The organism is Sphingobium sp. AS12, from assembly GCF_019097845.1.
Classification (GTDB): Bacteria; Pseudomonadota; Alphaproteobacteria; order Sphingomonadales; family Sphingomonadaceae; genus Sphingobium.
This window is the reverse complement of sequence record NZ_JAHRGM010000001.1, coordinates 517,041-539,899: the sequence shown is the minus strand read 5'-3', so window position 1 is coordinate 539,899 and position 22,859 is coordinate 517,041. Positions and strand designations below refer to the sequence as shown.

Sequence of the window (22,859 nt, the reverse complement as noted above, 5' to 3'; positions counted from 1 at the left end):
CCCCGCCTTCCCCACCTTCAATCCGCCGCCGCCTATTGCTGGCCGGGCAGCAGCTCCAGAAACAGTCCCTCGGCGTCGGCGCAAAGCCGATCGCCGTCCTTCAATTCGCCGCGCACGAACCGCTTTCTGCCCTCTGCCGCATAAAGGGTCGCCGTCACCATCAACGGCCGGTTCATCGGCGTGATCGCGCGATAATTGACGTGGAGATAGGCCGTACGCGCCATCCCGCCCGGTCCCGAATTGGCCGGTATGCCCAGCACCTCGTCGAACAGCAGCGATACCGCGCCGCCATGGGCCGCCGCATTGCCGCCCAGAAAATAGTCGCCAAATGTCACCTGCGCCCTGATCGACGTGGCATCCTGTTCCTCGATCGCAAAGGCCGGACACATGACCTGACCATGGCCGGGCACATCATCGACGCGACCGAACATCCGCTCGTCCTCACTTGCTTTCAACGGTGCCAGTCGCCCCCGCCAGTCGCGCAAGTCCGCCGCCAGCGCCGCGATCGTCGCTTCGTCCAGGCTGGCACCCGCCAGATCGTCCAGAAAATCACGCAGCGTATCGATCATCGCGGGATAGGCCGAATCCGGCATCGGTCCCCTGACCCTGCTGCGCCGAAGGCCTTGAAACATGGGGGGCCGTTTTTCCGACATCACGCCAACTTTCTCTTGTTCGTTCCAGCCCCAGCTATCGGGAGGCTTAAGTGCCTTAGCCAGACAATGGATCAACCACCAACAGGCTGCGACTGGCAACAGTCATGGCGCGACCATCGCTCAGGCGAAACGTCCGCGCCTCTCCACTGCCATTGACGCACAGGGTCCAGCCCGAACTGCGGAAATGAAGCGCGACGCAACGCCGCTCCGGCTGCTCCCATTGCGCCACCGTCATCGCGTCGCCGCTCTCGTCCCGCCAGACCACATCCTCCTCGCGCAACAAGGCCGTATCGCACAAATCGGGACAGCGCGCCCGCAACCCCGCCAGCGCAAAGGCGTGACGTTCGATCGCCCGGTCCCGCCCTGCCCAATCGACCCAGCCGATGGCATTATCCTGCGCATAGGCATTATTATTACCCTGCTGGCTGCGGCCAAATTCATCCCCCGCACTCAGCATGATCGCCCCGCGCGAACAGAAGAGGGTCGACAGCAACGCCATCACGTCGCGACGCCGCGCCGCGATAATGGCGGGGTCGTCGCTCACCCCCTCGACGTCGTTATTCCAGCTCAGATTCTCGCCATGGCCATCGCGATTCTGCTCGCCATTGGCGTGATTGTGCCGCTGCTCATAGGCAGTCAGGTCGGCCAGCGTAAAACCGTCATGCGCGGCCAGAAAATTGACGCTGCGGGTCGCGCCGCCGCCAAACAGATCGGACGATCCCGCCAGCCGCGTCGCAAAGCCGCCCAGCGTCCCCACGTCCCCCCGCCAGAAGCGCCGCATGTCATCGCGATAGCGGTCATTCCACTCCAGCCACCCGTCGCCAAAGCGCCCCAGTTGATAGCCGCCCGGCCCGATGTCCCAAGGCTCGGCGATCATCACCCGGTCGGCCAGCACGGGGTCGGCCCGCATCTCCTGCAACAGCGGCGCGTGCGGATCAAAGCCGTCCGCCATCCGCCCCAGCGCCGGTCCCAGATCGAAGCGAAAACCGTCGACCCCAGCCTGCGTCACGAAATGGCGCAGCGATTCAAGGATCAGGTGACGCACCATCGGCTGGTTGCACGCGATGCTGTTGCCCGTGCCGGTATCGTTGATCAACTGCCCGTCATCGGCATGGCGGAAATAATCGCGGGCATTCAGGCCACGCAGCGATAGCGTCGGCCCATAGATGTCGCTCTCGCCATTATGATTATAGACCATGTCCAGGATCACACCGATCCCCGCCTCATGCAGCGCTGCGACGGTAGCACGCAATTCTGCCATCCCGCCGGGCGCCAGCCGCGGGTCGATCGCGAACCAGCTGACCGGATTATAGCCCCAATAGTTGGTGAGGCCGAGCGGACCCAGATGCCGCTCGTCAATCCAGGCGTTGATCGGCATCAGTTCGACGGCAGAGACATGCAGTTGCTGCAAATGCGCGATCACAGCGGGATGGGTCAGGGCGGCGATGGTCCCGCGCTGCGCTTCCGGCACATCGGGATGCAGCATCGTGAAACCACGCACATGCAATTCGTAGATCAAGCCACCCGGCGCGAAATGCGGCGGTTTGACAGGGACGGGAGCCATCGGTGCACCCACCACCCCTTTCGGCATCAGCGGCGCGGTATCGCTCCCCTCTCCGCGCCGCACTGTAAGCGCCGGATCATAGACGAACGCCCGGTCGATCGCAGGCGCATAAGGATCAAGCAGCAGCTTGTCGGGATCAAACCACAGCCCCGCAGCCGGATCATAGACACCATCCGCCCGCACGCCATAACGCGCCCCTGCCCCTACACCAGCCGCCTCGACATGCCATACGCCATCGCCACCGCGCAGCATGGGCAAGCGCCGCTCCCGGTCGGCATCATCGAACAGGCACAGCCAAAGCTGCTCGGCCTCCGGCGCCCAGATCGAAAAGCGGGTGGCGGTGGCACCGATGACCGGCGCACATCCGCCCCCGCTCACGCCGCCTCCGCCAGCAACGCCCGGTAGAGCGCCGCATAGCGCGCGGCGCTATGATCCCACGACACCTCGCTGCGCATCCCCGCCCGCTGCATCGCCTGCCACACCGGACGCTGCCCATGCAGCCGTACAGTCCGGCCAATCGCCCCATGCAGCGCCAGCGGATCGGACGGGGCAAAGACGATGCCCGTCGCCGCCCCCGCCGCCACCGCCGCCTCATTCGCATCGATTACCGTGTCGGCCAGCCCACCGACCCGCGCCACCACCGGCACGCAGCCATAGCGCAGCGCGTAAAGCTGGGTCAGCCCGCACGGCTCGAAGCGCGACGGGATCAATATCGCGTCACCACCCGCCTGCATCAGATGCGACAATGGCTCGTCATAACCGATCTGCACGCCGATCCGCCCGCGATGCCGGTCCGCCGCGCCCAGAAACGCGCCCTCCAGCGGATGATCGCCCGATCCCAGCACCGCCAGCTTCGCACCCAGCCCGACCAGATGGTCGATCGCGCCCACCAGCAGGTCCATCCCCTTCTGCCAGGTCAGGCGGCTGACGATGATGAAGATCGGCGCGCCATCATGATCCAGGCCAAAGCGGCTCTCCAGCGCGCGACGATTAGCCGTCCGACCACCCAGCGCGCGCGCCGTATAAGCCTTTGTAATCAGGCTATCATTTGCCGGATTCCAGATATCGGTATCTACCCCGTTCAATATCCCGTGCAGCCGGTCGACCCGCCCGTTGATCAACCCGTCCAGCCCCATGCCATGGACGGGCGAACGAATTTCCTCCGCATATGTCTGGCTTACTGTCGTGATAGCATCAGCCGACACCAGCCCCGCCTTCAAATAGCCGATGCCGCCATAATATTCGACACCATCCACCCCCCAGGCTTCCTGCGGCAGGCCGAGCGCAGCAAAGATGTCCGCGCTGAACCGCCCCTGAAACGCCAGATTGTGGATCGTCACCACCTTGGGCACCTTGGCCGCCGGACCAAAGCGCATATAGGCCGCGGTCATCGCCGCCTGCCAGTCATGGACATGGACGACATCGGGTCGCCAGCCCTTCACGCCCTCCGCCGCAATATCCGCCCCAACCTGCGATAAAGCCGCAAAGCGCCGCCAATTGTCAGGCCACTCATTGCCCGCATGATCGCCATAGGGACCGCCTTCGCGCGCATAGAAATCGGGCGCATCCAGCACCAGCAGGTCCAGCCCGCCGACGCTGGCGGCCAGTACGGTGGCGGGAACGCCGAACAGCGCCTCATAACGGCGTACCACCTTCGCCTTGCCCAGCCGCGCAATCACGACGGGGTAACCCGGCACCAGCGTCCGCACCATCACATCCTGCGCCGCCAGCGCGCCGGGCAGCGCGCCCGCCACATCGGCAAGGCCGCCGGTCTTGACCAGCGGATAGACTTCGGACGCGACCGACAGCAATTTCATCGCCACAGGCCCGCTCAAGCCACCAGCCGCTCGATCATCGGCTGCGTCACTAGGCATATGCCGCTTTCGGTCCGGCGAAAACGCTGCGCATCCTCTTCGGGATGCTCGCCGATGATCAGGCCCGGCGGAATGATGATCCCTGAATCCAGCACGCATTTATGCAATCGCGCACCCCGCCCGATCTCGCAATTGGGCATGATGACGCTGTCGGTGACCGACGAGAAACTATGCGTCTTGACCCCGGAAAAGAGCAGGCTGCGATGGAGCGACGATCCCGACACGATACAGCCGCCAGCCACCAGCGATGATGTAGCGGACCCGCGCCGTCCATCCTCATTATGCACGAATTTGGCCGGCGGGGTGACTTCGGAATAGGTCCACAGCGGCCAGCTGCGATCATACAGGTCGAGCGAGGGGACCACATCGGTCAGGTCGATGCTCGCCTGCCAATAGGCGTCGATCGTCCCCACGTCGCGCCAGTAGGGGACCAGTTCGCTCTCGGCCCGCACGCAGCTGCTCGAGAAGCGGTGCGCCACCGCTTTGCCATGTTTGACGATATAGGGGATGATATCGCCACCAAAATCGCGCTTGCTCGCCGGGTCGTCCGCGTCACGCCGCAACTGTTCTATCAGGAAGCGGGTCTGGAACACATAAATCCCCATCGACGCCAGCGCCATGTCGGGCTGGCCGGGAATGGCGGGCGGGTCTTTCGGCTTTTCGACGAAGGCGGTGATCCAGTCCTTCTCATCGACATGCATCACGCCAAAGCCTGACGCCTCACTGCGCGGCACCTCCATGCAGCCGACCGTCACATCCGCGCCGCTGTCGACATGCTGCTGGAGCATCAGCTCATAGTCCATTTTATAGACATGATCGCCCGCCAGCAGCACCATATATTCGGGCGCATAGCTTTCGATGATGTCGATATTCTGGAACACGGCGTCCGCCGTCCCTTCATACCACTGGCTTTCCGACACGCGCTGGCTGGCGGGCAAAATGTCGAAGCTCTCATTGCGTTCGGGACGAAAGAAGTTCCAGCCGCGCTGCAAATGGCGGATCAGCGAATGCGCCTTATATTGCGTCGCCACGCCGATCCGCCGGATGCCGCTATTGAGCGCATTGGACAGGGCAAAATCGATGATCCGCGCCTTGCCGCCAAAATGGACGGCGGGCTTGGCGCGCTTGTCGGTCAGTTCCGCCAGGCGACTGCCGCGTCCCCCGGCAAGCACATAGGCCATGGCGTCGCGGGCGATCGGCTGATGTCGTGTCTGCTGCATTTCGGGCCTCTCCTTGGCTTTGCCCCGTCCGTCGCCTGCACGCGCCCGTCGGCTTCGTTAAATATCCAGTTCCAGCATCAACGTCGCAAAAGGGGGAATGGTCACATTGGCCCAGCCCTCCTCGTCCGCCGTCACCATGCCCATATTGCCCGCATTGCTGCCGCCATAATCGGCCGCGTCGCTGTTCAATATCTCGCGCCAGCGCCCGCCCGACGGCAGCCGCATCCGGTAGCCGTGCCGCAGCACCGGCGTAAAATGGCTGATCACGACGATCGGCCGGACGCCGGGCGCGCGCCGCACCCAGGCAAAGACGGAATCGGCTGCGGCATCGACCAGCACCCACTCAAACCCCTCCGGCTCGCAATCGCGCGCGTGCAGCGCCGGGCGGGAGCGATAGAGATGGTTGAGATCGCTCACCAGCTGCTGCACGCCATGATGGGGTGCATGATCGACAAGATGCCAGTCGAGTGCGCGCTCCTCGCTCCATTCGCCGCGCTGGGCAAATTCCTGCCCCATGAACAGCAGCTTCTTGCCGGGATAACCCCACATCAGGCCATAATAGGCCCGCAACGTCGCGAATTTCTGCCAGTCGTCGCCCGACATCTTGTGCAGCAGCGACGCCTTGCCATGCACCACCTCGTCATGGCTCAGCGCCAGCACGAAATTCTCGGTAAAGGCGTAGAGCAGCCCGAAGGTGATGTCGTCATGATGATGGCGACGATGCACCGGATCACGCTGCAAATAACGCAGCGTGTCATGCATGAACCCCATATTCCATTTGAACCCGAAACCCAGCCCGCCCGTATGCACCGGACGCGACACGTCCGGCCAGCTGGTCGATTCCTCTGCGATCGTCATCACCCCGCCATGGGTGCCGTAAAGGTCGCTGTTGAGCTGCTGGAGGAACGCCACGGCCTCCACATTCTCCCGCCCGCCATGGTCGTTGGGCACCCATTCGCCCGGTTGACGGGAATAATCGAGATAGAGCATCGATGCGACCGCATCGACCCGCAACCCGTCGACATGATAGCGCTCGGCCCAGAACAGCGCGTTGTTGACCAGATATTGCGATACTTCGCGCCGCCCGAAATTATAGATGGCGGTGTTCCAATCGGGGTGGAACCCCTTGCGCGGATCGGCATGTTCATAGAGCGCCGTGCCGTCAAAATAGGCCAGCCCATGTTCGTCGGTCGGGAAATGCGCCGGCACCCAGTCGAGGATCACGCCAATCCCGGCCCGATGCGCCCCGTCGACGAAACGCGCAAACCCCGCCGGATCGCCAAAACGCGCGGTCGGCGCATAGAGACCCAGCGTCTGATACCCCCAGCTGGGATCATAGGGATATTCGCTGATCGGCAGAAATTCGATATGGGTAAAACCCATGCCCACAACATAGGGGATCAGCCGGTTGGCCAGCTCGTCCCAGCTCAGAAAATCGCCGGCCTCGTCCAGTTGCCATGACCCGGCATGGACTTCATAGATGGACACCGGCTCGCGCCGCGCATCGGCCTTCTGCCAATGCTCCTTATGCCGTGCGTCCCCCCATTTGTGATCCAGCGGCGCAGCGACGATCGATGCGGTCGAGGGGCGCAATTCGGACTGGAAGGCAAATGGATCGGCCTTGAGCGGCAGCACCACTCCGTCCGCGCCCATAATCTCATATTTATACGCGCTGCCCGGTCCGACATCAGGCAGGAAAATCTCCCACACGCCCGCGTCTGTCCTGTGGCGCATCGGTGCGCGGCGGCCGTCCCAGCGGTTGAAGTCGCCGACCACCGACACCCGCTTCGCGTTGGGCGCCCAGACCGCGAAATGCGTGCCGGTCGCTCCGTCATGGGTCATGACATGCGCGCCCAATTTGTCGAACAACCGCCCGTGCGATCCTTGGGCGAAATAATAATCGTCCATCGGCCCCAACACCGGGCCGAACCCATAAGGATCGATCATAACATGGTCGCCGCCATCGCCATAATGGGCGACATAACGCAGCGGCTGGCGCTTGCGGATTTTCACCTTGCCGAAAAACAGTCCGTCCGGGTGGATCGCCGCCAGTTCGCCGACCGGCCTGCCGTCCAGCGTCTGGGCGGTAACCCCAACCGCTTCTGGCAATAAAACGCAGGCGGTAAAACCGCTATCGGCCGGATGCACGCCAAGCGTGGCAAAGGGGTCGTCCTCGCGACCTTGTATCAGCCGGTCAATCTGCTCCGGCGTCAACACCGCTCTATCCTCGCATCCAGGTCATGACTCTATCTTCCAGATGTCGGTCGCATATTCGCGGATGGTCCGGTCCGACGAGAACCAGCCCATTCGGGCGACATTATGGATAGCCTTCTTCGCCCACAAAGCGCCATCCGTCCAGAGCGCATCGACATTGCGCTGCGCGGCGGAATAGCTGTCGAAATCAGCCGCGAGCATGAACCAGTCATGCTCATAGATGCCCTGGATCAGCCCTTTGTAGCGATCCGGGTCGTCGGGCGAAAATACGCCGCTGGCGATCGCGTCGAGCGCCTGCGACAATTCGCGGCTCTGGCCGATCACCTCGCCCGGATTATAGCCATTGGCGCGGCGCTCATTCACCTCCTGCGCAGTCAGGCCGAAGATGATGATATTCTCTTCACCCACATGATCGCGCATCTCGACATTGGCGCCATCCAGCGTGCCGATGGTCAGCGCGCCATTCACCGCGAACTTCATGTTGCCGGTGCCGGACGCTTCCATGCCCGCGGTCGAAATCTGTTCGGACAGGTCCGCCGCCGGGATCATCACTTCTGCCATCGACACGTTATAGTTGGGCACGAACTGCAACTTCAGCAGCCCCTGCACCGCCGGATCATGATTGACCGCACGCGCCACATCGCCCGCCAGCTTGATGATCAGCTTGGCATTATGATAGCTCGACGCCGCCTTGCCCCCGAACAATTTGACGCGCGGCACCCAGTCCTTTTCCGGGTGCGATCGGATCTGGTCATAGAGCGACACTGCCTCGACGATGTTGAGCAACTGCCTCTTATATTCGTGGATGCGCTTGATCTGAATGTCGAACATCGCAGCCGGATCGATCCGGGCGTTGACCTTCTGCCGCAGGATATTGGACAGCGCTTCCTTGTTCGACCGCTTGACGACCAGGAATTTCTCCTGAAACGCGCTATCGTCGGCAAAGGGATCAAGGTCGCGCAACGCTTCGGGATCGTCCATGAACCGGTCGCCAATCGCCTCGCGGATCAGCCCGAACAGGCCCGGATTGCACTGCATCAACCAGCGGCGGAAGGTGACGCCATTAGTCTTGTTGTTGATCCGCGTGGGATAAAGATTGTGCAGGTCGGCAAAGACAGTGACCTTCATCAAATCGGTATGCAGCGCCGACACGCCATTGACGCTGTGCGATCCGGCAAAGGCCAGATTGCCCATCCGCACCCGCCGGTCGCCGCCCTCGTCAATCAGGGAGATCGCGCCGATCCCATGGTCGTCAAACTGACCGGACTTGCGCGCCTCCGCCAGCAACCGACTGTTGACCGCATAGACGATTTGCATGTGCCGGGGCAGCAACCGCTCGAACAATGGCACCGGCCAGCTTTCCAGCGCTTCGGGCAGCAACGTGTGGTTGGTGTAGCTGAAGGTGCGCCGGGTAATGTCCCACGCCTCGCCAAAATCCAGCCCGTGATCGTCGAGCAGGATGCGCATCAGCTCCGCCACCGCCACAGCCGGATGGGTATCGTTGAGCTGGATCGCCGCCTTGTCCGGCAAAGTCACGATGCTGCCGAAATATTGGATGTGCCGCCGGACGATGTCCTGCAAGGAAGCGGAGGAGAAGAAATATTCCTGCCGCAGCCGCAATTCCTGCCCCGCCGCCGAACTGTCGGCAGGATACAGCACTCGGGTCAGCGATTCGGCGCGATTGCTCTCGGCCAGTGCGCCCAGATGATCGCCCGCGTTGAATTTGGCAAGCAGGATTGGGTCGATCGGCTGCGCCTGCCAAAGCCGCAGCGTGTTGACCCGCTTGCCGCGCCAACCCGCAATCGGCGTGTCATAGGGGGTCGCGATCACCCGCTCTGACGGGCGCCAGTGCATCTGGTTCGGTCCGGCATCCTCGCCTTCGGCGGGATCGACCCGCCCGCCAAAGCCGACCTCGTAACTCGCCTCGCGCCGCTCAAACTCCCACGGATTGCCGTGTGCCAGCCATGTTTCGGGCAGTTCCACCTGCCAGCCGTCCGAAATTTCCTGCCGGAACATCCCATTCACATAGCGGATACCATAGCCATAAGCCGGTACGTCGGTCGTCGCCATGCTCTCCATGAAGCAGGCGGCCAGACGGCCTAGCCCGCCATTGCCCAGCGCTGCATCCGGCTCCAGCGCCGCGATAATGTCGATATCGACGCCCAGCGACGCGAGCGCGGCCTGCATGTCGTCCAGCATTTCCATGTTGGACGCTGCGTCGCGCATCAGCCGGCCGATCAGAAATTCCAGGGACAGATAATAGACCCGTCGCCCTTCTTCCTCATAGGTTTTCTGGGTCGATGTGATCCAGGCGTCGATCACCCGGTCGCGGATCGAGAGGATGACAGCGTGCAACCAGTCATGCGGTTTGGCCGCGGCAGCATTCTTGCCGATGCGATAGGTCAGCCGCTCGACAATCTCATGGGCCAGGACTTCGGGGTCAACCCGGCGCGGCGCGGGGATGGGAAGTTTGGTCTGGCCCTTGAGGTTCATGCGGCTGGTCCCCCTATTCTGTCAGGCGATGATGGCACAGCGCCCCTGCCCAAGCCAAAGGGTTTTTGCAGCGCAGCAAAAAAATCAGTGCGCTGGCTTGCCCCGACGCTCGACAATCGAAGCCCGCACACCGGCGCGCAGCTCTGCCCGCACCGGATAGGCGCTGGAAGGCAGCAATTGTGTCATGAAAATGCCGATCAGCCGCTCGATCGGGTCAATCCAGAAATAGGTCGAAAACACCCCGCCCCAATAATATTCGCGGCTTTCAAGGTTCATCGCAAAGCCCAGGCCAAAGCCCACCCCCTCATAGTCGGCCTCGCTGAACATGCCGGTCGAGTGGTGGGCGAGATCGCCCCCGCCCGGCAGATGATTGCCTTGCATCATCGCTACAGTTTCTGGCTGCAACATTCGCGCGCCGTCCAGCTCTCCGCCGCGCAGCAACATGCGCGCAAAGCGGTGATAATCCGCCACGCTCGACACCAGCCCGCCCCCGCCGGACAGGAACCGCCCCTGCCGCCGCCAGCCGCTGCGCACGCCCAGATCGGCGATCACCCGCTGCCCGTCCTCATCCAGCCGCCAGGCATCGGTCATCCGATCGACCTGATCGTCACGCACGACAAAACCAGCGTCGGTCATGCCCAGCGGATCGAAGATGCGGGTGCGGAAAAAAGCGTCGAGGTCCATCCCGCTCAACCGTTCCACCACGACGCCCAGCACATCGGTCGATACCGAATAATTCCACCGCTCAGCAGGCGAAAATTCCAGCGGCAGCCGGGCGAGATCGGCGATAAAATCGTCAGACGTGCGCTTCTGCTGAAACTCGTCCAGCCCCAGCAAGCGGTATCGCGCGTCAATCGGCGTATGGCGTTGCAGCCCGTAGGTCAGGCCCGATGTATGGCGCAGCAGGTCGATCATCCGCATCGCCTGCTTCACCTTCGCCCGATTGCCCCGCCCGACGCGCAGGTCGGCAAATTCGGGGATAACGTCCGCCACCGGCGTATCGAGCGCGACCTTGCCCGCCTCCACCAGCATCATGAAGGCGACCGATGTGACCGGCTTGGTCATCGACGCGATCCGAAACAGCGCATCGTCGCGTAATGGCTCGCCACTCGCCCGCGCCGCGCCGCGCGCCATCGACAGCAAAGGCTGTTCATCGCGCGAGACCAGCAACTGCATATGCGCCAGCTTGCCCGACGCCAGATAGGTCCGGTCCAGATGGCCGACCAGCGCATCCAGCCGATCCGGGTCCATCCCCGCCGCCCGCGCCGCCGCCCTGTCCACGCCATCCGTCATGCCGTCATGCTCCGATCACCCTCTACGTGCAGCGCTAATGCAGCAACGCGACCGCGTAAACAGCTTGGGCGTTGCCAAGACCCCGCCCGGCCATCTATGGCAACCCGCCAAGAACTGCCCCGCATTGGACATAGACAGGCATGGCCACCGGCCTTTCCGAACTTTTCATGGCAAACCGCGCCGCCCTGCTTCGCTTCCTGCGCGCGCGCGGCGCAGGGGAGAATGCGGAAGATATGATCCAGGACATGTGGATGAAGTTGGAGGCGAAGGAAATCGGCCCGGTCGCCGATCCGCTGCCCTATCTTTATCGCATGGCCAATAATCTGATGCTGGACCGCTACCGATCCGCCACCCGGCGCGAACGGCGCGAACAGGATTGGGCAGAAGGGGCAGGCGGCGTGATGGCCGACCCCGCCGATGACATGCCGGTCGACGAACGGCTGATCCTCAACCAGACGCTGGACGAGGCGCGCGCGGTGCTGCGCGCCCTTGGCCCGCGCGTCGAGCTGGTGTTCCGTCGCTTCCGTATCGAAGGGGTCGGGCAACGTGCCATCGCCGACGAACTGGGGGTCAGCCTGACCACGGTGGAGAAGGACTTGCAAAAGGCCTATCGTGCGATGATCGCGCTCAAGCAGAAAATGGATACGGCATGAGCGGATCGGCGGCGTCAGTCTCTGCAAGGGGCAAAAAATGAACAGGGCTGGAGCCATGATGCAAGAGGAAGCGCTCGGATGGGTTATCCGCACGCGCGATCCCGACTTTGTCGACTGGGAGGCCTTCACCCTGTGGCTGGAGGGCGATCCGGCGCGTGCCGACGCCTATGACGCGCTGATGGCAGCCGACACCGAGCTGGACATGATCATTCCGCCCGAACCCGTCGCCATGCCGGTCGCGGCCAATGATCCGGGTGAGCCGCAACGCCGGACATGGCGCTGGGTCGGCGGCGGCGCGATTGCGGCCGCGCTGGTCGCGGCGATTTCGGTAGGCATGATGACCCGCGCCGACATCTACACCGTCACCACTCGCCCCGGCGAAACCCGCATCATCGCGCTGGAGGATGGCACGCAGATCGACGTCAATGGCGGCACCACGCTGCGGCTCGACCGCAACGATACGCGATTTGCCGCGCTCGACAGCGGCGAAGCAGCCTTCACCGTCCGCCATGACGAGGCCAACCCGTTTCGCGTGACCGTGGGCGACGCGGTTTTCGAGGATGCGGGCACGGTGTTCAACATCGTCCACACCAGAGACGCGACCCGGATCGGCGTGTCCGAGGGCAAGGTGATCTACAACCCTGAGGCGCAAGCCATCAGCCTGCCTGCCGGACGCGCGCTTGCCGACGATGCGCAGGGCTTACGGGTGATGGATGTCGCTCCGGCGGCGGTTGCCAGCTGGCGGCAGGGGCGGCTGGTCTATGCCAATGCTGCGGTCAGCGAGATCAGCCAGGATATTGCCCGGTCGCTCGGCGTAAAGCTGAACGCCACGCCCGGCGCGCGGGCGATGCGCTTCACCGGCACCATCCGGTTGGACAAGGACCCCGCGCGCTTCTTCGTGGGTGCCGCGCCGCTGATGGGACTGAGCGCGATACGCACCGGCGACGGCTGGGTGCTGAAGGAAGGGAATGGGCCGCAAAGCTGACCTCCTGATCGTCACCGCCCTGGCAATCGCAACGCCCGCACAAGCGGCGGATAGACAGGCTATCAGCATCGCCCCCGCACGGCTGGGCGAGGCCGTGGTGGCGCTTGGCCGGCAAACCGGCGTCAGCATCGGCATGTCGGACCAGTCGCTCGCTGCAATAGCGACCCCCGCCGTCACGGGCCGCCTGTCGGTGGAAGCGGCGCTCAAGCGACTTTTGAAGGGCAGCGGCGCGACCGCCCGGCGAATCGATGCCATCACCTGGCGCATCGTCCGCGCCCGCCCTGCCCCGCGCCCCAGCGCGCCTGCACCAATCGCGGCGGCACCTCTGGCCGATCAACCCGCAGCCGAGATCATCGTCACCGCCTCCAAGCGCGACACGCCTTTGCTCCGCTATGCCGGCATGGTCGAAGCGCTCGACACCAACCTCTTTTCCAGCGGCGAAGCTTCGGGCGGCACCGCCACGCTGCTGGCGCGGGTCGCGAGCCTCAGTTCCACCCATGCAGGCGCAGGCCGCAACAAGCTGTTCATCCGCGCCATCGCCGATTCCGGCGTCGCCGGGCCGACCCAGGCAACTACCGGCCAATATCTGGGCGACATGCGGCTCAACTATGCCGCACCCGACCCGGACCTCAAACTCTATGACGTTGGCCGGGTCGAGATATTGGAAGGGCCGCAAGGCACCCTCTATGGCGCGGGATCGCTTGGCGGAATCATCCGCATCATGCCCAATGCCCCCAATCTGGGCGAATTTGGCGGACAAATGTCGGCGGGCCTCTCCGCCACCCAGCATGGCGACCCCGGCGGCGATCTGTCCGCCACGCTGAATGTGCCGATCGTCGTGGAGAAGCTCGCGCTGCGCGTCGTTGGCTATGGCGTACAGGAGGGCGGCTATATCGACGATGTCAGCCGCGACCTGAACGACGTCAACCGCACCCGCACCTATGGCGGTCGCGCCGCTTTGCGCTTCGCCCCGGACGAAAACTGGACCATCGACCTCAATGGCGTGTACCAGCATATCGACGGCCGGGACGCCCAATATGCGACCCAGTCGCTCGACCGGCTCCAACGCGCCTCCAGTGTCGCCCAGCCCTATTTTTCCGACTATCTGCTCGGCAATATCAGGATCGAGCGTCAGTGGGATACGCTGCGCTTCGTGTCCTCGACCGGCTTTGTCCATAACGAGCTGGCCGAAAGCTATGACGCCACCCAGCCGGACGGCCCCAGCGCGCTGTTCCGCCAGCGCAATGATGTCGATATCTTTTCGACCGAAAACCGGCTGGTGCGCGATCTCGACAATGGCCTGGGCTGGATATTGGGCGCGTCCTACCTGCAAAGCCGCTCGAAGATCAGCCGCTCGCTGACCTCCTACGGCACCACCCCTTTTCAGCCGCAGGTCATCCCCGGCGTGCCGATGTTCGGCGGCGGGATGCCCGCGACGGCGACCGGGGTGCGCAACAGCGTCAAGGAAGCGACCCTGTTCGGCGAAGCCTCATTCGAGCCGGTCAAAGGCCTGATCGCCACGGTCGGCGGACGGCTGACCAACAGCCGCCTGTCGGGCGAGGCGCTCGATCCCGTTTCGGCCCTGTCCTCGGCTGACCTCGCCCGCGCCGAAGCACAGGCGGACCGCAGCGAAACCATCTTCCTCCCCTCTTTTGCGCTGCTGACCGACGCGATCCCCGACGTCACTCTTTACGCCCGCTATCAACAGGGCTTCCGGCCCGGCGGGCTGGCAGTGGATGACCAGCGGGTCCGCCGGTTCCAGAATGACCGCGCCTCGACCGTCGAGGTCGGCTTCCGCAAGGGCGTGCCGGGCCGCGACGCGATCGCGATCAGCGGCAATCTGGCCTATACCGACTGGCGCAACATTCAGGCGGACGTGACCGACCGGATCGGCCTGCCAACCACCGCCAATATCGGCGACGGGCGCATCTACACGGCGGAGGGGCGGATCGTGGTGCGCCCGATCCCGCGCCTGACGCTGGACGGCAGCATCATCTATAATGACAGCCGCCTGACCCAGCCCGCGCAATTCCTGCGAGCGCTTTCCTACGAAGGGCGGTCGCTCACCCTTCCCAATGTCGCCAATCTGGGCGGGCGGCTGGCGTTTGATTATCGCGCGCCGATGGGCGATGCGACGACCCTGCATCTGTCAGGATCGGCCCGCTATGTCGGCAAGTCGCAACTGGGCGTCGGTCCGATATTGGGGCGGACCCAGGGCGATTATATCGACACCAGCCTGTCGGCCAGCGTGACGCGCGGCCCCGTGCAAATGTCGCTCGCACTCACCAACCTGCTCGACAGCGACGGCAACCGCTTCTCGCTCGGCACGCCCTTCGACCTGCGCACCGATTACTACACCCCATTGCGGCCCCGTACCGTGCGGATCGGCATCGACTTCGCTTTCTGAACATCGGTTCAGACGGAAATACCGGTCCGGCACCGTCCTTTCTGCACGCGCGCATAAAAATCAGGCGCGGCACGCAGAGGAGACATCATGCGACATCTACTGGCCTGCACGGCCATCGCCCCGGCGCTGGTCGCGCTGACGCTGGCCAACGCCATGGCAGCCACGACCATCGGCACATCGACCACGACCGCAGTCAAGACATCGACCATCGCCAGCGGATCGGCGGACGACATCATCATCAGTTCCGCCGGATCGATCACCCTAACCAGCGGCACCGGGGTCACCCTCGACAGCAATCATGACGTCAGCAATGCCGGCACGATCACGATCAACGACGCGGACAATGTCACCGGCGTCCTGGCTGTCCCCGGCACCACCGGCGACATCACCAATAGCGGCACGATCACCCTCACTGAAAACTACACCGCGACCGACACCGACAGCGATGGCGACATAGATGGCACCTTCGCCAAGGGATCAAGCAAGACCGGGATCTGGGTCCAGTCCGGCGCAGCCCATGTCGGCAATGTGGACCATAGCGGCACGATGACGATTGAGGGCAACCAGTCCGCTGGCATCCGGCTCGACGGCGCACTGACCGGTAATCTGACGACCAGCGGGACCACCACCGTCACTGGCGACAACAGCTATGGGCTGGTCGCCAATGCCGTGACCGGCAATGTCACGCTGCGCAGTTCGACGTCAATGCTCGGCGCTAACAGCATCGGTGCAGCATTGCTGGGCGACATCAGCGGCGCGCTTAAAATCCAGGGCAGCATCGTCAGCACCGGCTATCGCTCCACCACTCGTCCGACCGACGTGACCAAGCTGGACGCGGACGATCTGTTGCAGGGCGGCTCGGCCGTAGTCATCGCGGGCAATGTGGGCGGCGGCGTGATCTTCGATGTGCCGCCAACGCTCAGCACCACAGACACAGATGTGGACGATGATGGCCTGCTCGACGCCAGCGAAGGCAGCGCGTCGATCATCAGCTATGGCTCCGCCGCTGCGGTGCAGGTCGGCTCCTCCAGCGCCGACACTAACATTGGCGCGGTCGCGGCCGACAGTTCGGGCTATGGCCTGATCGTCAAGGGCGCGATCGGTGGCTATGGCATTTATGACGGGGTCGCCGCCAATGGCCTCACCATCGGTGGCCTCGGCGGCAATGTCACCATCGCCACGGGGATCGGGATCGACGGCACGCTGTCCGCCGTATCCTATGACAGCAACGCCACAGCATTGCGGCTGGGGTCCGGGGCCACCACCGGCACGATCAAGGTCGGCGGCACGATCGGCGCGACCGGATCGGCACTGACCGGCACATCGGCGCGTGCCATCGTCATCGACGCGGGCGCATCGGTCAACGCCCTTACCATCAGCGGCACCGTCGGCGCATCGGCGCTCAGTACGGAGAAGGGCACCGCGATCGCGATCCTCGATTCCTCCGGCACGCTCGCCAGCCTGTCCAACACCGGCCGGATCAGCGCATCGGGCGGCTTGATCAATACCGCGATCGACCTCAGCGCCAACAGCAGCGGCGTCACCCTGACGCAGGCACTCGCCTCCTCGACCGCCACCGCGCCGTCGATCATCGGCGACATCAAACTGGGATCGGGCAATGACGCGCTCACCGTCTCGGCGGGCAGCATCACCGGCAATCTGACGCTGGGCGCAGGTAATGACAGTATTGCCCTTTCCGGCACGTCCAGCCTCACCGGCAATGTCGGCTTCGGTGTCGGCAATGCCAACTTGTCGCTGGCCGACAGCGCCAAGCTGACTGGCGCGGTCGATTTCGGCAACGGCAGCGGCACGCTGACATTGGGCGGCACATCGGCGCTGTCCGGGGCGATCAGCAACAGCGGCAATATGGCGGTGGTGCTGAACGGCGGCACGCTGGGTGCCACCAACACCGATACGGTGTCGCTTGCTTCCCTGGCCGCCAGCGGCACATCGACGCTCGGCGTCACCATCAACGCGGCGACCAGCACCGCCACCCTCTATGACGTAGCGGGCGCGGCCAGCTTTGCCAGCGGATCGCAAGTCAAGGTGAACCTGACCCAGGTCAGCGGATCGGCGGGCGACTATGTCATCGTGCGGGCCGGATCGCTCAGCGGATCACCGACGCTGGCGACCAGCACGCTGCTACCCTATCTGTTCAAGGGCAGCGTCACTGGCGACAGCAATGCCGGCACCGTCACCATCTCAATCGCGGCGAAAAGCGTTGCCGATCTGGGCCTCACCGGCTCGCTCGCCCGCGCCTATCCGGCGATCTTCGACGCGCTCGACAATGACGCCGCGGTCGCCAGCGCCTATCTGGGCATCAGCGACGGCACGACGCTCGCCACCAATTTGCGCCAAATGCTGCCCGACCATGCAGGCGGCACGTTCGAGGCGGTGACGTCGGGGTCGCGCGCAACCGCGCGCATCCTGTCAGACCCCAATGGCATTTATCGCACCAAGGACGGGCGGCTGGGCTTCTGGCTGCAACAGGTCGGTTTTGGCGGGGCCAAGAGCGTGGGCGATACAGCATCCTACGACATCAGCGGTTGGGGCGCAGGTGGTGGCGTCGAATATCTGACCGATCTGGGCGCGTTCGGCGGTTCCTTCGCCTATATCCACGCCAGCGACAGCAGCGGCAGCTCCAACAATGCGGTCGATTCCGATCAATATGAGCTGGCCGCGCACTGGCGCGGCCAATGGGGACCGTTGCTGGCCTTCGCTCGGCTATCGGCGGCGACGATCGGCTTTACCGGCACCCGCCATTTCGAAAATGGCGACGTCACCCGCACGGCGGACGGCAAGTGGGATGGCAAACTCTATTCCGCGACCGCTGGGGCCTCCTATCAGTGGCAGATGGGGCGGCTCAGCCTGCGCCCGGCGGTCGGTATCGACTATTACCGCCTGAAGGAGGACGGCTATAGCGAGGCTGGCGGTGGGGACGCTTTCAACCTGACCGTCCTTGGCCGCACGAGCGATGAAACCACCGCCAACAGCACAGTGACGGCGGGCTATGATTTTGGCAGCTTGAAGCCCGAAGATGGCTGGGTCCGGCTGGAGCTGGAGGGTGGTCGTCGCCAGATCATTGGCGGATCGCTCGGTGACACGGTGGCCTATTTCAAGGGCGGCGACCGCTTCACCCTGGTGGCGGACGATCGCACCAATGGCTGGACCGGCCGCGCGCGCCTTTATGGCGGCACCGACACGTTCCGCGTCGGCGGCGAGTTTGGCGCGGAAGAACAACAAAATCACGTCGCCATCTCATTTAGGGCGACGGTTAACTTCGTGCTGTGACGTCTTGATTGTGAATGGACGGGCCACACTCCACAGACCCTCCCGGTCCGTCCATTCCGCCCCGGCATAATCCCTCCCCCAGGGCGCCGGGCACAAAAACGAGGGGCGTCGCCGGTCTCCCCGGCGACGCCCCTTAATTTTTCAGTTTGAAAGAGCGGCGCGGCTTACCCGGCCAGCGCCTTTTTCACCAGCTCATTCACCACCTGCGGATTGGCCTTGCCCTGCATGGCCTTCATCGTCTGGCCGACGAAGAAGCCGAACAGCGCTTCCTTGCCGCCGCGATACTGCTCGACCTTGTCGGCATTGTTCGCCAGCACATTGGCCACCGCCGCCTCGATCGCGCCGGTGTCACTGGTCTGCTTCAGACCCTTTTCCTCGACGATCTTGGCCGCCCCGTCGCCGGTTTCCAGCATGATCTCGAACACCTGCTTGGCAAGCGATCCCGACAGCGTGCCGTCGGCAACCAGCGCCAGCAATTCGGCGGCCTGCGCGGGACTGACTGGGCTGTCCTCCAGGCTTTTGCCCAGCCGGTTAAGCGCACCATAGAGGTCCGACAGCAGCCAGTTGGCCGCAGCCTTGGCGACGTCACTCTCGCTCTTTTTTTGGGCGGCGGCACTTTCGGCCAGCAGCGTCTCGAACCAGCGCGCGGTATCCGCGTCGGCGGTCAGGGTCGCGGCGTTATAGGGCGACAGGCCCAGCGCCTGCTCATAGCGCTTGCGCTTGACGTCGGGCAGTTCGGGCAGCGAGGCGCGGCATTCGTCCAGAAACGCGTCGTCCAGCACCAGCGGCAACAGGTCGGGATCGGGGAAGTAGCGATAGTCATGCGCATCTTCCTTCGACCGCATTGAGCGCGTCTCATTCTTGTCCGGGTCGTAGAGGCGGGTTTCCTGCACGATCTTGCCGCCGGCCTCCAGCACATCGACCTGACGGCTCGCCTCCCGCTCCACCACGGCCATGACGAAGCGCACCGAGTTGACGTTCTTCGTCTCGGTCCGCGTGCCAAGTTCGCCGCCGGGCTTTCGCACCGAGACATTGACGTCGGCGCGCATCGACCCCTGATCCATATTGCCGTCGCAAGATCCTACATAGCGCAGGATCGTCCGCAGCTTGGCCAGATAGGCACCCGCTTCGGCAGGTGAGCGCATGTCCGGCCGCGACACGATTTCCATCAGCGCCACGCCCGACCGGTTGAGATCGACATAGGAGCTGGTCGGATGCTGGTCATGCATCAGCTTGCCCGCATCCTGCTCGACATGGATGCGCTCGACGCCGATCACCTTGCTGCTGGTTTCGGGGTTCTTTTCGTCCAGCACGATCTCGATCTGCCCTTCGCCCACGATCGGGTGATAGAGCTGGCTGATCTGATAGCCCTGCGGCAGATCGGCGTAGAAATAATTTTTCCGGTCGAAGCGCGACCATTTGTTGATCTGCGCGTCGATTGCCATGCCGGTGCGCACCGCCTGGCGGATGCACTCGCGGTTAGGCACGGGCAACATGCCGGGCATCGCCGCATCGACCAGCGACACCTGCGTATTCGGCTCCGCCCCGAACGCGGTCGCCGCGCCGGAAAACAGCTTGGCGTTCGACGTCACCTGCGCATGGACTTCCAGGCCGACCACGACCTCCCACTCACCGGTTGCGCCCTGGATGCGATAGGTTGATTCAGTCATCAGTCGTCCTTTGAAGGCGTGATCAACGGCACGCCGGGAAAATAGCTACTGTAGAAACGCGGGTCGCGCGTCAGGATGGTCGCACCAACGGATTGGGCATGGCCACCGATCAGGAAGTCGGCGAGGATGGATTTAGCTGCCATCGGTTGCTTTCGACGACGATGAACCTGAAAAGCTTTCCCCGCCAGAAATGCTCCCTCAGGCATCAAGGGTTCCACATCGATAAGCATGGCGGCCAGAAGAACACGCAGATCATCCAATGCCTCAAACCTTGGCGCCATTTCGCCGATCACTACCGGGTTTACAAACAGATAGGCACCAAATGCGGCACGATTGATGTTGGCAGCGGACCATTCGAACCAATGGGGATCACGATCCAGAACATCGATAAGCACGTTTGAATCGACAAGGATCACGGTTCGTAATTGCCCCGTATCTCCCGCATATACTCATCCGTAGTCATACCGTCAGGATTGGGATATTTCCCGGCGATCGCATTGATCGCTTCGCGTACCCGTCGACTTCGCTCTGCTGCTTCCTCAGGGCTGAATCCCAGCGGCGCGACCACCACTTGCCCCGCTTCGTTCAGCACGACCTTATAAGGCTGCCCCGGCACCAGACCGGCGGCGTCGCGCATGGCTTTGGGGATCAATATCTGACCCTTGCTCGTCATGGTTCCGGTATCGATCTTGCTCTGCGCGTTCATTGCCAAATCTCCAGTGTTACCAAGGTAACACTTTGCTCAGGCTATTACCACCACTTGTCCGGTCGCGCCACGAAGCCAGCCCGTTCCTCGATCGCCAGCCCAGCGTTCAGGACCGTCTGCTCATCCAGCGCCTTGCCGATGATCTGCAAGCCCAGCGGCAGGCCCTGGCTGTCCAGACCGCCCGGCACGCTCATTGCGGGCAAGCCGGCCAGCGATGCTGGCACGGTGAACACGTCGTTCAAATACATCGCCAGCGGATCGGCCTGCTTTTCGCCCAGCGTAAAGGCCGCACTAGGTGCAGTCGGGGTCAGCAGCAGGTCGCATTGCTCGAATGCCCGCTCGAAATCGCGCGCGATCAACGCCCGGACCTTCTGCGCCTGGGTATAATAAGCGTCGTAGAAACCGGCAGACAGCACATAGGTGCCGATCATGATGCGGCGCTTGACCTCCGGCCCGAAACCAGCGGCGCGAGTGGCGGCATACATGTCCTGCAAGCCTGCGCCATCGGGCAGGTCTCGCTGGCCGTAGCGCACGCCGTCATAGCGGGCAAGGTTGGAGGAGGCTTCGGCGGGCGCGATGATATAATAGGTTGGCAGCGCATATTTGGTATGCGGCAGCGATACTTCCACCACGTCGGCACCAGCGTCTTTGAGCCAGGCAATGCCCTGATCCCACAAAGCCGCGATTTCCGCGTTCAGGCCATCGGGGCGATATTCCTTGGGAATACCGACCGTCTTGCCCTTTAGATTGCTGGACAGGCCCGCTTCCCACTGTGGCACTGCCAGATCAAGGCTGGTCGAATCCTTGGGATCAAAACCCGACATGACTTCCAGCAGCAACGCATTGTCGCGCACCGTCCGCGCCATCGGCCCGGCCTGATCGAGCGACGAGGCAAACGCCACGATGCCCCAGCGCGAACAACGGCCATAGGTCGGCTTGATTCCAGAAATGCCGGTGAAGGCGGCAGGCTGGCGGATCGACCCGCCGGTATCGGTGCCGGTCGCCGCCGGGCACAACCGCGCGGAAATCGCCGACGACGAACCGCCCGATGATCCGCCGGGAGCCAAGGCAGCATTGTCTCCGCCGCCGCGCTTCCAAGGGCTGATTACATTGCCGAAATAGCTGGTCTCGTTGGACGATCCCATTGCGAACTGGTCCAAGTTCAGCTTGCCCAGCATCCCCGCGCCCGCCGCCCACAGCTTGTCCGACACGGTCGATTCATAGGTCGGCACAAAGCCTTCCAGCATGTGCGATGCGGCGGTGGTCTGCACGCCCTGCGTGCAGAACAGATCCTTCATGCCGATCGGCACGCCAGCGAGTGCGCCCAGCGTTTCGCCAGCAGCCTTCGCCTTGTCGGCAGCGTCAGCGGCGGCCAGCGCCTTTTCCGGCGTTTCGACGATGAAGGCGTTGAGCGCCTTGGCCGCCGCGACATTGGCGTTGAAACCTTCGGCCACTTCGCGCGCGGAAAAATCACCAGCGCGGAATCCATCGCGGATTTCGGCTACGGTCAGGTCAGTAAGATTGGTCACTCGATCACCTTGGGAACGGCAAAAAAGCCATGCTCGGCCTGGGGCGCATTGGCCAGCACCTTGTCGCGGACATTGCCGTCGGTCACGGCGTCCTCGCGCAGGCGTTGGGTATTGGGGATGACGGCGGTCATCGGCTCTATGCCGGTGACGTCCACCTCGCCCAGTTGCTCCACCCAGCCAAGGATGTTGTTGAGTTCAGGCACCATCGCTTGCGCTTCGGCGTCGGTCACCGAAATGCGCGAGAGGCTGGCGATCTTTTTTACGGTTTGAAGGTCTATTGACATGGCTCCGCCGCTAGCACTCGGTT

Annotated in this window: 16 protein-coding genes; 4 read left to right on the top strand and 12 right to left on the bottom strand. The window is 63.5% G+C overall.

Going from position 1 to position 22,859, the window contains the following annotated elements; genetic code table 11:
- Positions 1-32 precede the first annotated feature (32 nt).
- The 7 genes from KRZ98_RS02695 to KRZ98_RS02665 form a co-directional block, all read right to left on the bottom strand.
- Entirely contained in the window at positions 33-593 is a 561-nt protein-coding gene (locus tag KRZ98_RS02695; RefSeq protein ID WP_217672119.1) for a hotdog domain-containing protein, read from the bottom strand.
- 115 nt (positions 594-708) lie between these two features.
- Positions 709-2,595, bottom strand: coding sequence for a glycogen debranching protein GlgX (gene glgX / locus KRZ98_RS02690; RefSeq protein WP_217672118.1), 1,887 nt, complete (start codon positions 2,593-2,595; stop codon positions 709-711).
- On the bottom strand, positions 2,592-4,040 hold the full coding sequence (gene glgA / locus KRZ98_RS02685) for a glycogen synthase GlgA (RefSeq protein WP_217672408.1): 1,449 nt from the start codon (positions 4,038-4,040) through the stop codon (positions 2,592-2,594). Before glgA ends, glgX begins: the two co-directional genes overlap by 4 nt.
- Positions 4,041-4,048: 8 nt before the next feature.
- Positions 4,049-5,311 carry a glucose-1-phosphate adenylyltransferase gene (glgC, locus tag KRZ98_RS02680; protein ID WP_217672117.1) on the bottom strand — a complete coding sequence of 421 codons (1,263 nt, stop codon included), beginning with the start codon at positions 5,309-5,311 and terminating at the stop codon, positions 4,049-4,051.
- A 57-nt stretch (positions 5,312-5,368) separates the two neighbouring features.
- The gene (gene glgB / locus KRZ98_RS02675; protein ID WP_217672116.1) at positions 5,369-7,528 is read right to left on the bottom strand and encodes a 1,4-alpha-glucan branching protein GlgB; all 2,160 of its coding nucleotides are present in this window, start codon (positions 7,526-7,528) and stop codon (positions 5,369-5,371) included.
- 21 nt (positions 7,529-7,549) lie between these two features.
- Entirely contained in the window at positions 7,550-10,018 is a 2,469-nt protein-coding gene (locus KRZ98_RS02670; RefSeq protein ID WP_217672115.1) for a glycogen/starch/alpha-glucan phosphorylase, read from the bottom strand.
- An 84-nt stretch (positions 10,019-10,102) separates the two neighbouring features.
- Entirely contained in the window at positions 10,103-11,311 is a 1,209-nt protein-coding gene (locus tag KRZ98_RS02665; RefSeq protein WP_217672114.1) for a serine hydrolase, read from the bottom strand.
- Positions 11,312-11,451: 140 nt separating this feature from the next.
- On the opposite strand from KRZ98_RS02665, the gene KRZ98_RS02660 reads away from it, so the two are divergent.
- From KRZ98_RS02660 to KRZ98_RS02645, 4 genes are all read left to right on the top strand, one after another.
- The gene (locus KRZ98_RS02660) at positions 11,452-11,964 is read left to right on the top strand and encodes an RNA polymerase sigma factor (RefSeq protein WP_217672113.1); all 513 of its coding nucleotides are present in this window, start codon (positions 11,452-11,454) and stop codon (positions 11,962-11,964) included.
- A 55-nt stretch (positions 11,965-12,019) separates the two neighbouring features.
- Entirely contained in the window at positions 12,020-12,949 is a 930-nt protein-coding gene (locus tag KRZ98_RS02655; protein ID WP_217672112.1) for a FecR domain-containing protein, read from the top strand.
- The gene (locus KRZ98_RS02650; protein ID WP_217672111.1) at positions 12,933-15,356 is read left to right on the top strand and encodes a TonB-dependent receptor; all 2,424 of its coding nucleotides are present in this window, start codon (positions 12,933-12,935) and stop codon (positions 15,354-15,356) included. The genes KRZ98_RS02655 and KRZ98_RS02650 overlap by 17 nt, the downstream gene beginning before the upstream one ends.
- An 87-nt stretch (positions 15,357-15,443) precedes the next feature.
- The gene (locus KRZ98_RS02645; RefSeq protein ID WP_217672110.1) at positions 15,444-18,647 is read left to right on the top strand and encodes an autotransporter domain-containing protein; all 3,204 of its coding nucleotides are present in this window, start codon (positions 15,444-15,446) and stop codon (positions 18,645-18,647) included.
- A 164-nt stretch (positions 18,648-18,811) separates the two neighbouring features.
- On the opposite strand, the gene gatB is transcribed toward KRZ98_RS02645, so the two are convergent.
- Genes gatB through gatC form a run of 5 tightly spaced genes read right to left on the bottom strand, consistent with a single transcriptional unit; the run spans position 18,812 to position 22,836 of the window.
- On the bottom strand, positions 18,812-20,317 hold the full coding sequence (gene gatB / locus KRZ98_RS02640) for an Asp-tRNA(Asn)/Glu-tRNA(Gln) amidotransferase subunit GatB (protein WP_217672109.1): 1,506 nt from the start codon (positions 20,315-20,317) through the stop codon (positions 18,812-18,814).
- Entirely contained in the window at positions 20,317-20,733 is a 417-nt protein-coding gene (locus KRZ98_RS02635; protein WP_217672108.1) for a PIN domain-containing protein, read from the bottom strand. Before KRZ98_RS02635 ends, gatB begins: the two co-directional genes overlap by 1 nt.
- Complete coding sequence (locus KRZ98_RS02630; protein ID WP_217672107.1) at positions 20,730-21,023, bottom strand: AbrB/MazE/SpoVT family DNA-binding domain-containing protein; 294 nt, start codon at positions 21,021-21,023, stop codon at positions 20,730-20,732. The genes KRZ98_RS02635 and KRZ98_RS02630 overlap by 4 nt, the downstream gene beginning before the upstream one ends.
- Before the next feature lie 44 nt (positions 21,024-21,067).
- Positions 21,068-22,552, bottom strand: coding sequence for an Asp-tRNA(Asn)/Glu-tRNA(Gln) amidotransferase subunit GatA (gene gatA, locus KRZ98_RS02625; protein WP_217672106.1), 1,485 nt, complete (start codon positions 22,550-22,552; stop codon positions 21,068-21,070).
- A complete protein-coding gene (gene gatC / locus KRZ98_RS02620; protein ID WP_217672105.1) occupies positions 22,549-22,836 on the bottom strand; it encodes an Asp-tRNA(Asn)/Glu-tRNA(Gln) amidotransferase subunit GatC in 288 nt (95 codons plus the stop codon). The genes gatA and gatC overlap by 4 nt, the downstream gene beginning before the upstream one ends.
- Positions 22,837-22,859 lie beyond the last annotated feature (23 nt).

Coding starts and splice junctions, on each gene's coding strand:
- KRZ98_RS02645 (WP_217672110.1), top strand. CDS start 15,444: ATGCGACATCTACTGGCCTGCACGGCCATCGCCCCGGCGCTGGTCGCG.
- KRZ98_RS02655 (WP_217672112.1), top strand. CDS start 12,020: ATGATGCAAGAGGAAGCGCTCGGATGGGTTATCCGCACGCGCGATCCC.
- KRZ98_RS02670 (WP_217672115.1), bottom strand. CDS start 10,018: ATGAACCTCAAGGGCCAGACCAAACTTCCCATCCCCGCGCCGCGCCGG.
- KRZ98_RS02665 (WP_217672114.1), bottom strand. CDS start 11,311: ATGACGGATGGCGTGGACAGGGCGGCGGCGCGGGCGGCGGGGATGGAC.
- KRZ98_RS02630 (WP_217672107.1), bottom strand. CDS start 21,023: ATGAACGCGCAGAGCAAGATCGATACCGGAACCATGACGAGCAAGGGT.
- glgC (WP_217672117.1), bottom strand. CDS start 5,311: ATGCAGCAGACACGACATCAGCCGATCGCCCGCGACGCCATGGCCTAT.
- KRZ98_RS02695 (WP_217672119.1), bottom strand. CDS start 593: ATGCCGGATTCGGCCTATCCCGCGATGATCGATACGCTGCGTGATTTT.
- gatB (WP_217672109.1), bottom strand. CDS start 20,317: ATGACTGAATCAACCTATCGCATCCAGGGCGCAACCGGTGAGTGGGAG.
- gatC (WP_217672105.1), bottom strand. CDS start 22,836: ATGTCAATAGACCTTCAAACCGTAAAAAAGATCGCCAGCCTCTCGCGC.
- KRZ98_RS02650 (WP_217672111.1), top strand. CDS start 12,933: ATGGGCCGCAAAGCTGACCTCCTGATCGTCACCGCCCTGGCAATCGCA.
- KRZ98_RS02660 (WP_217672113.1), top strand. CDS start 11,452: ATGGCCACCGGCCTTTCCGAACTTTTCATGGCAAACCGCGCCGCCCTG.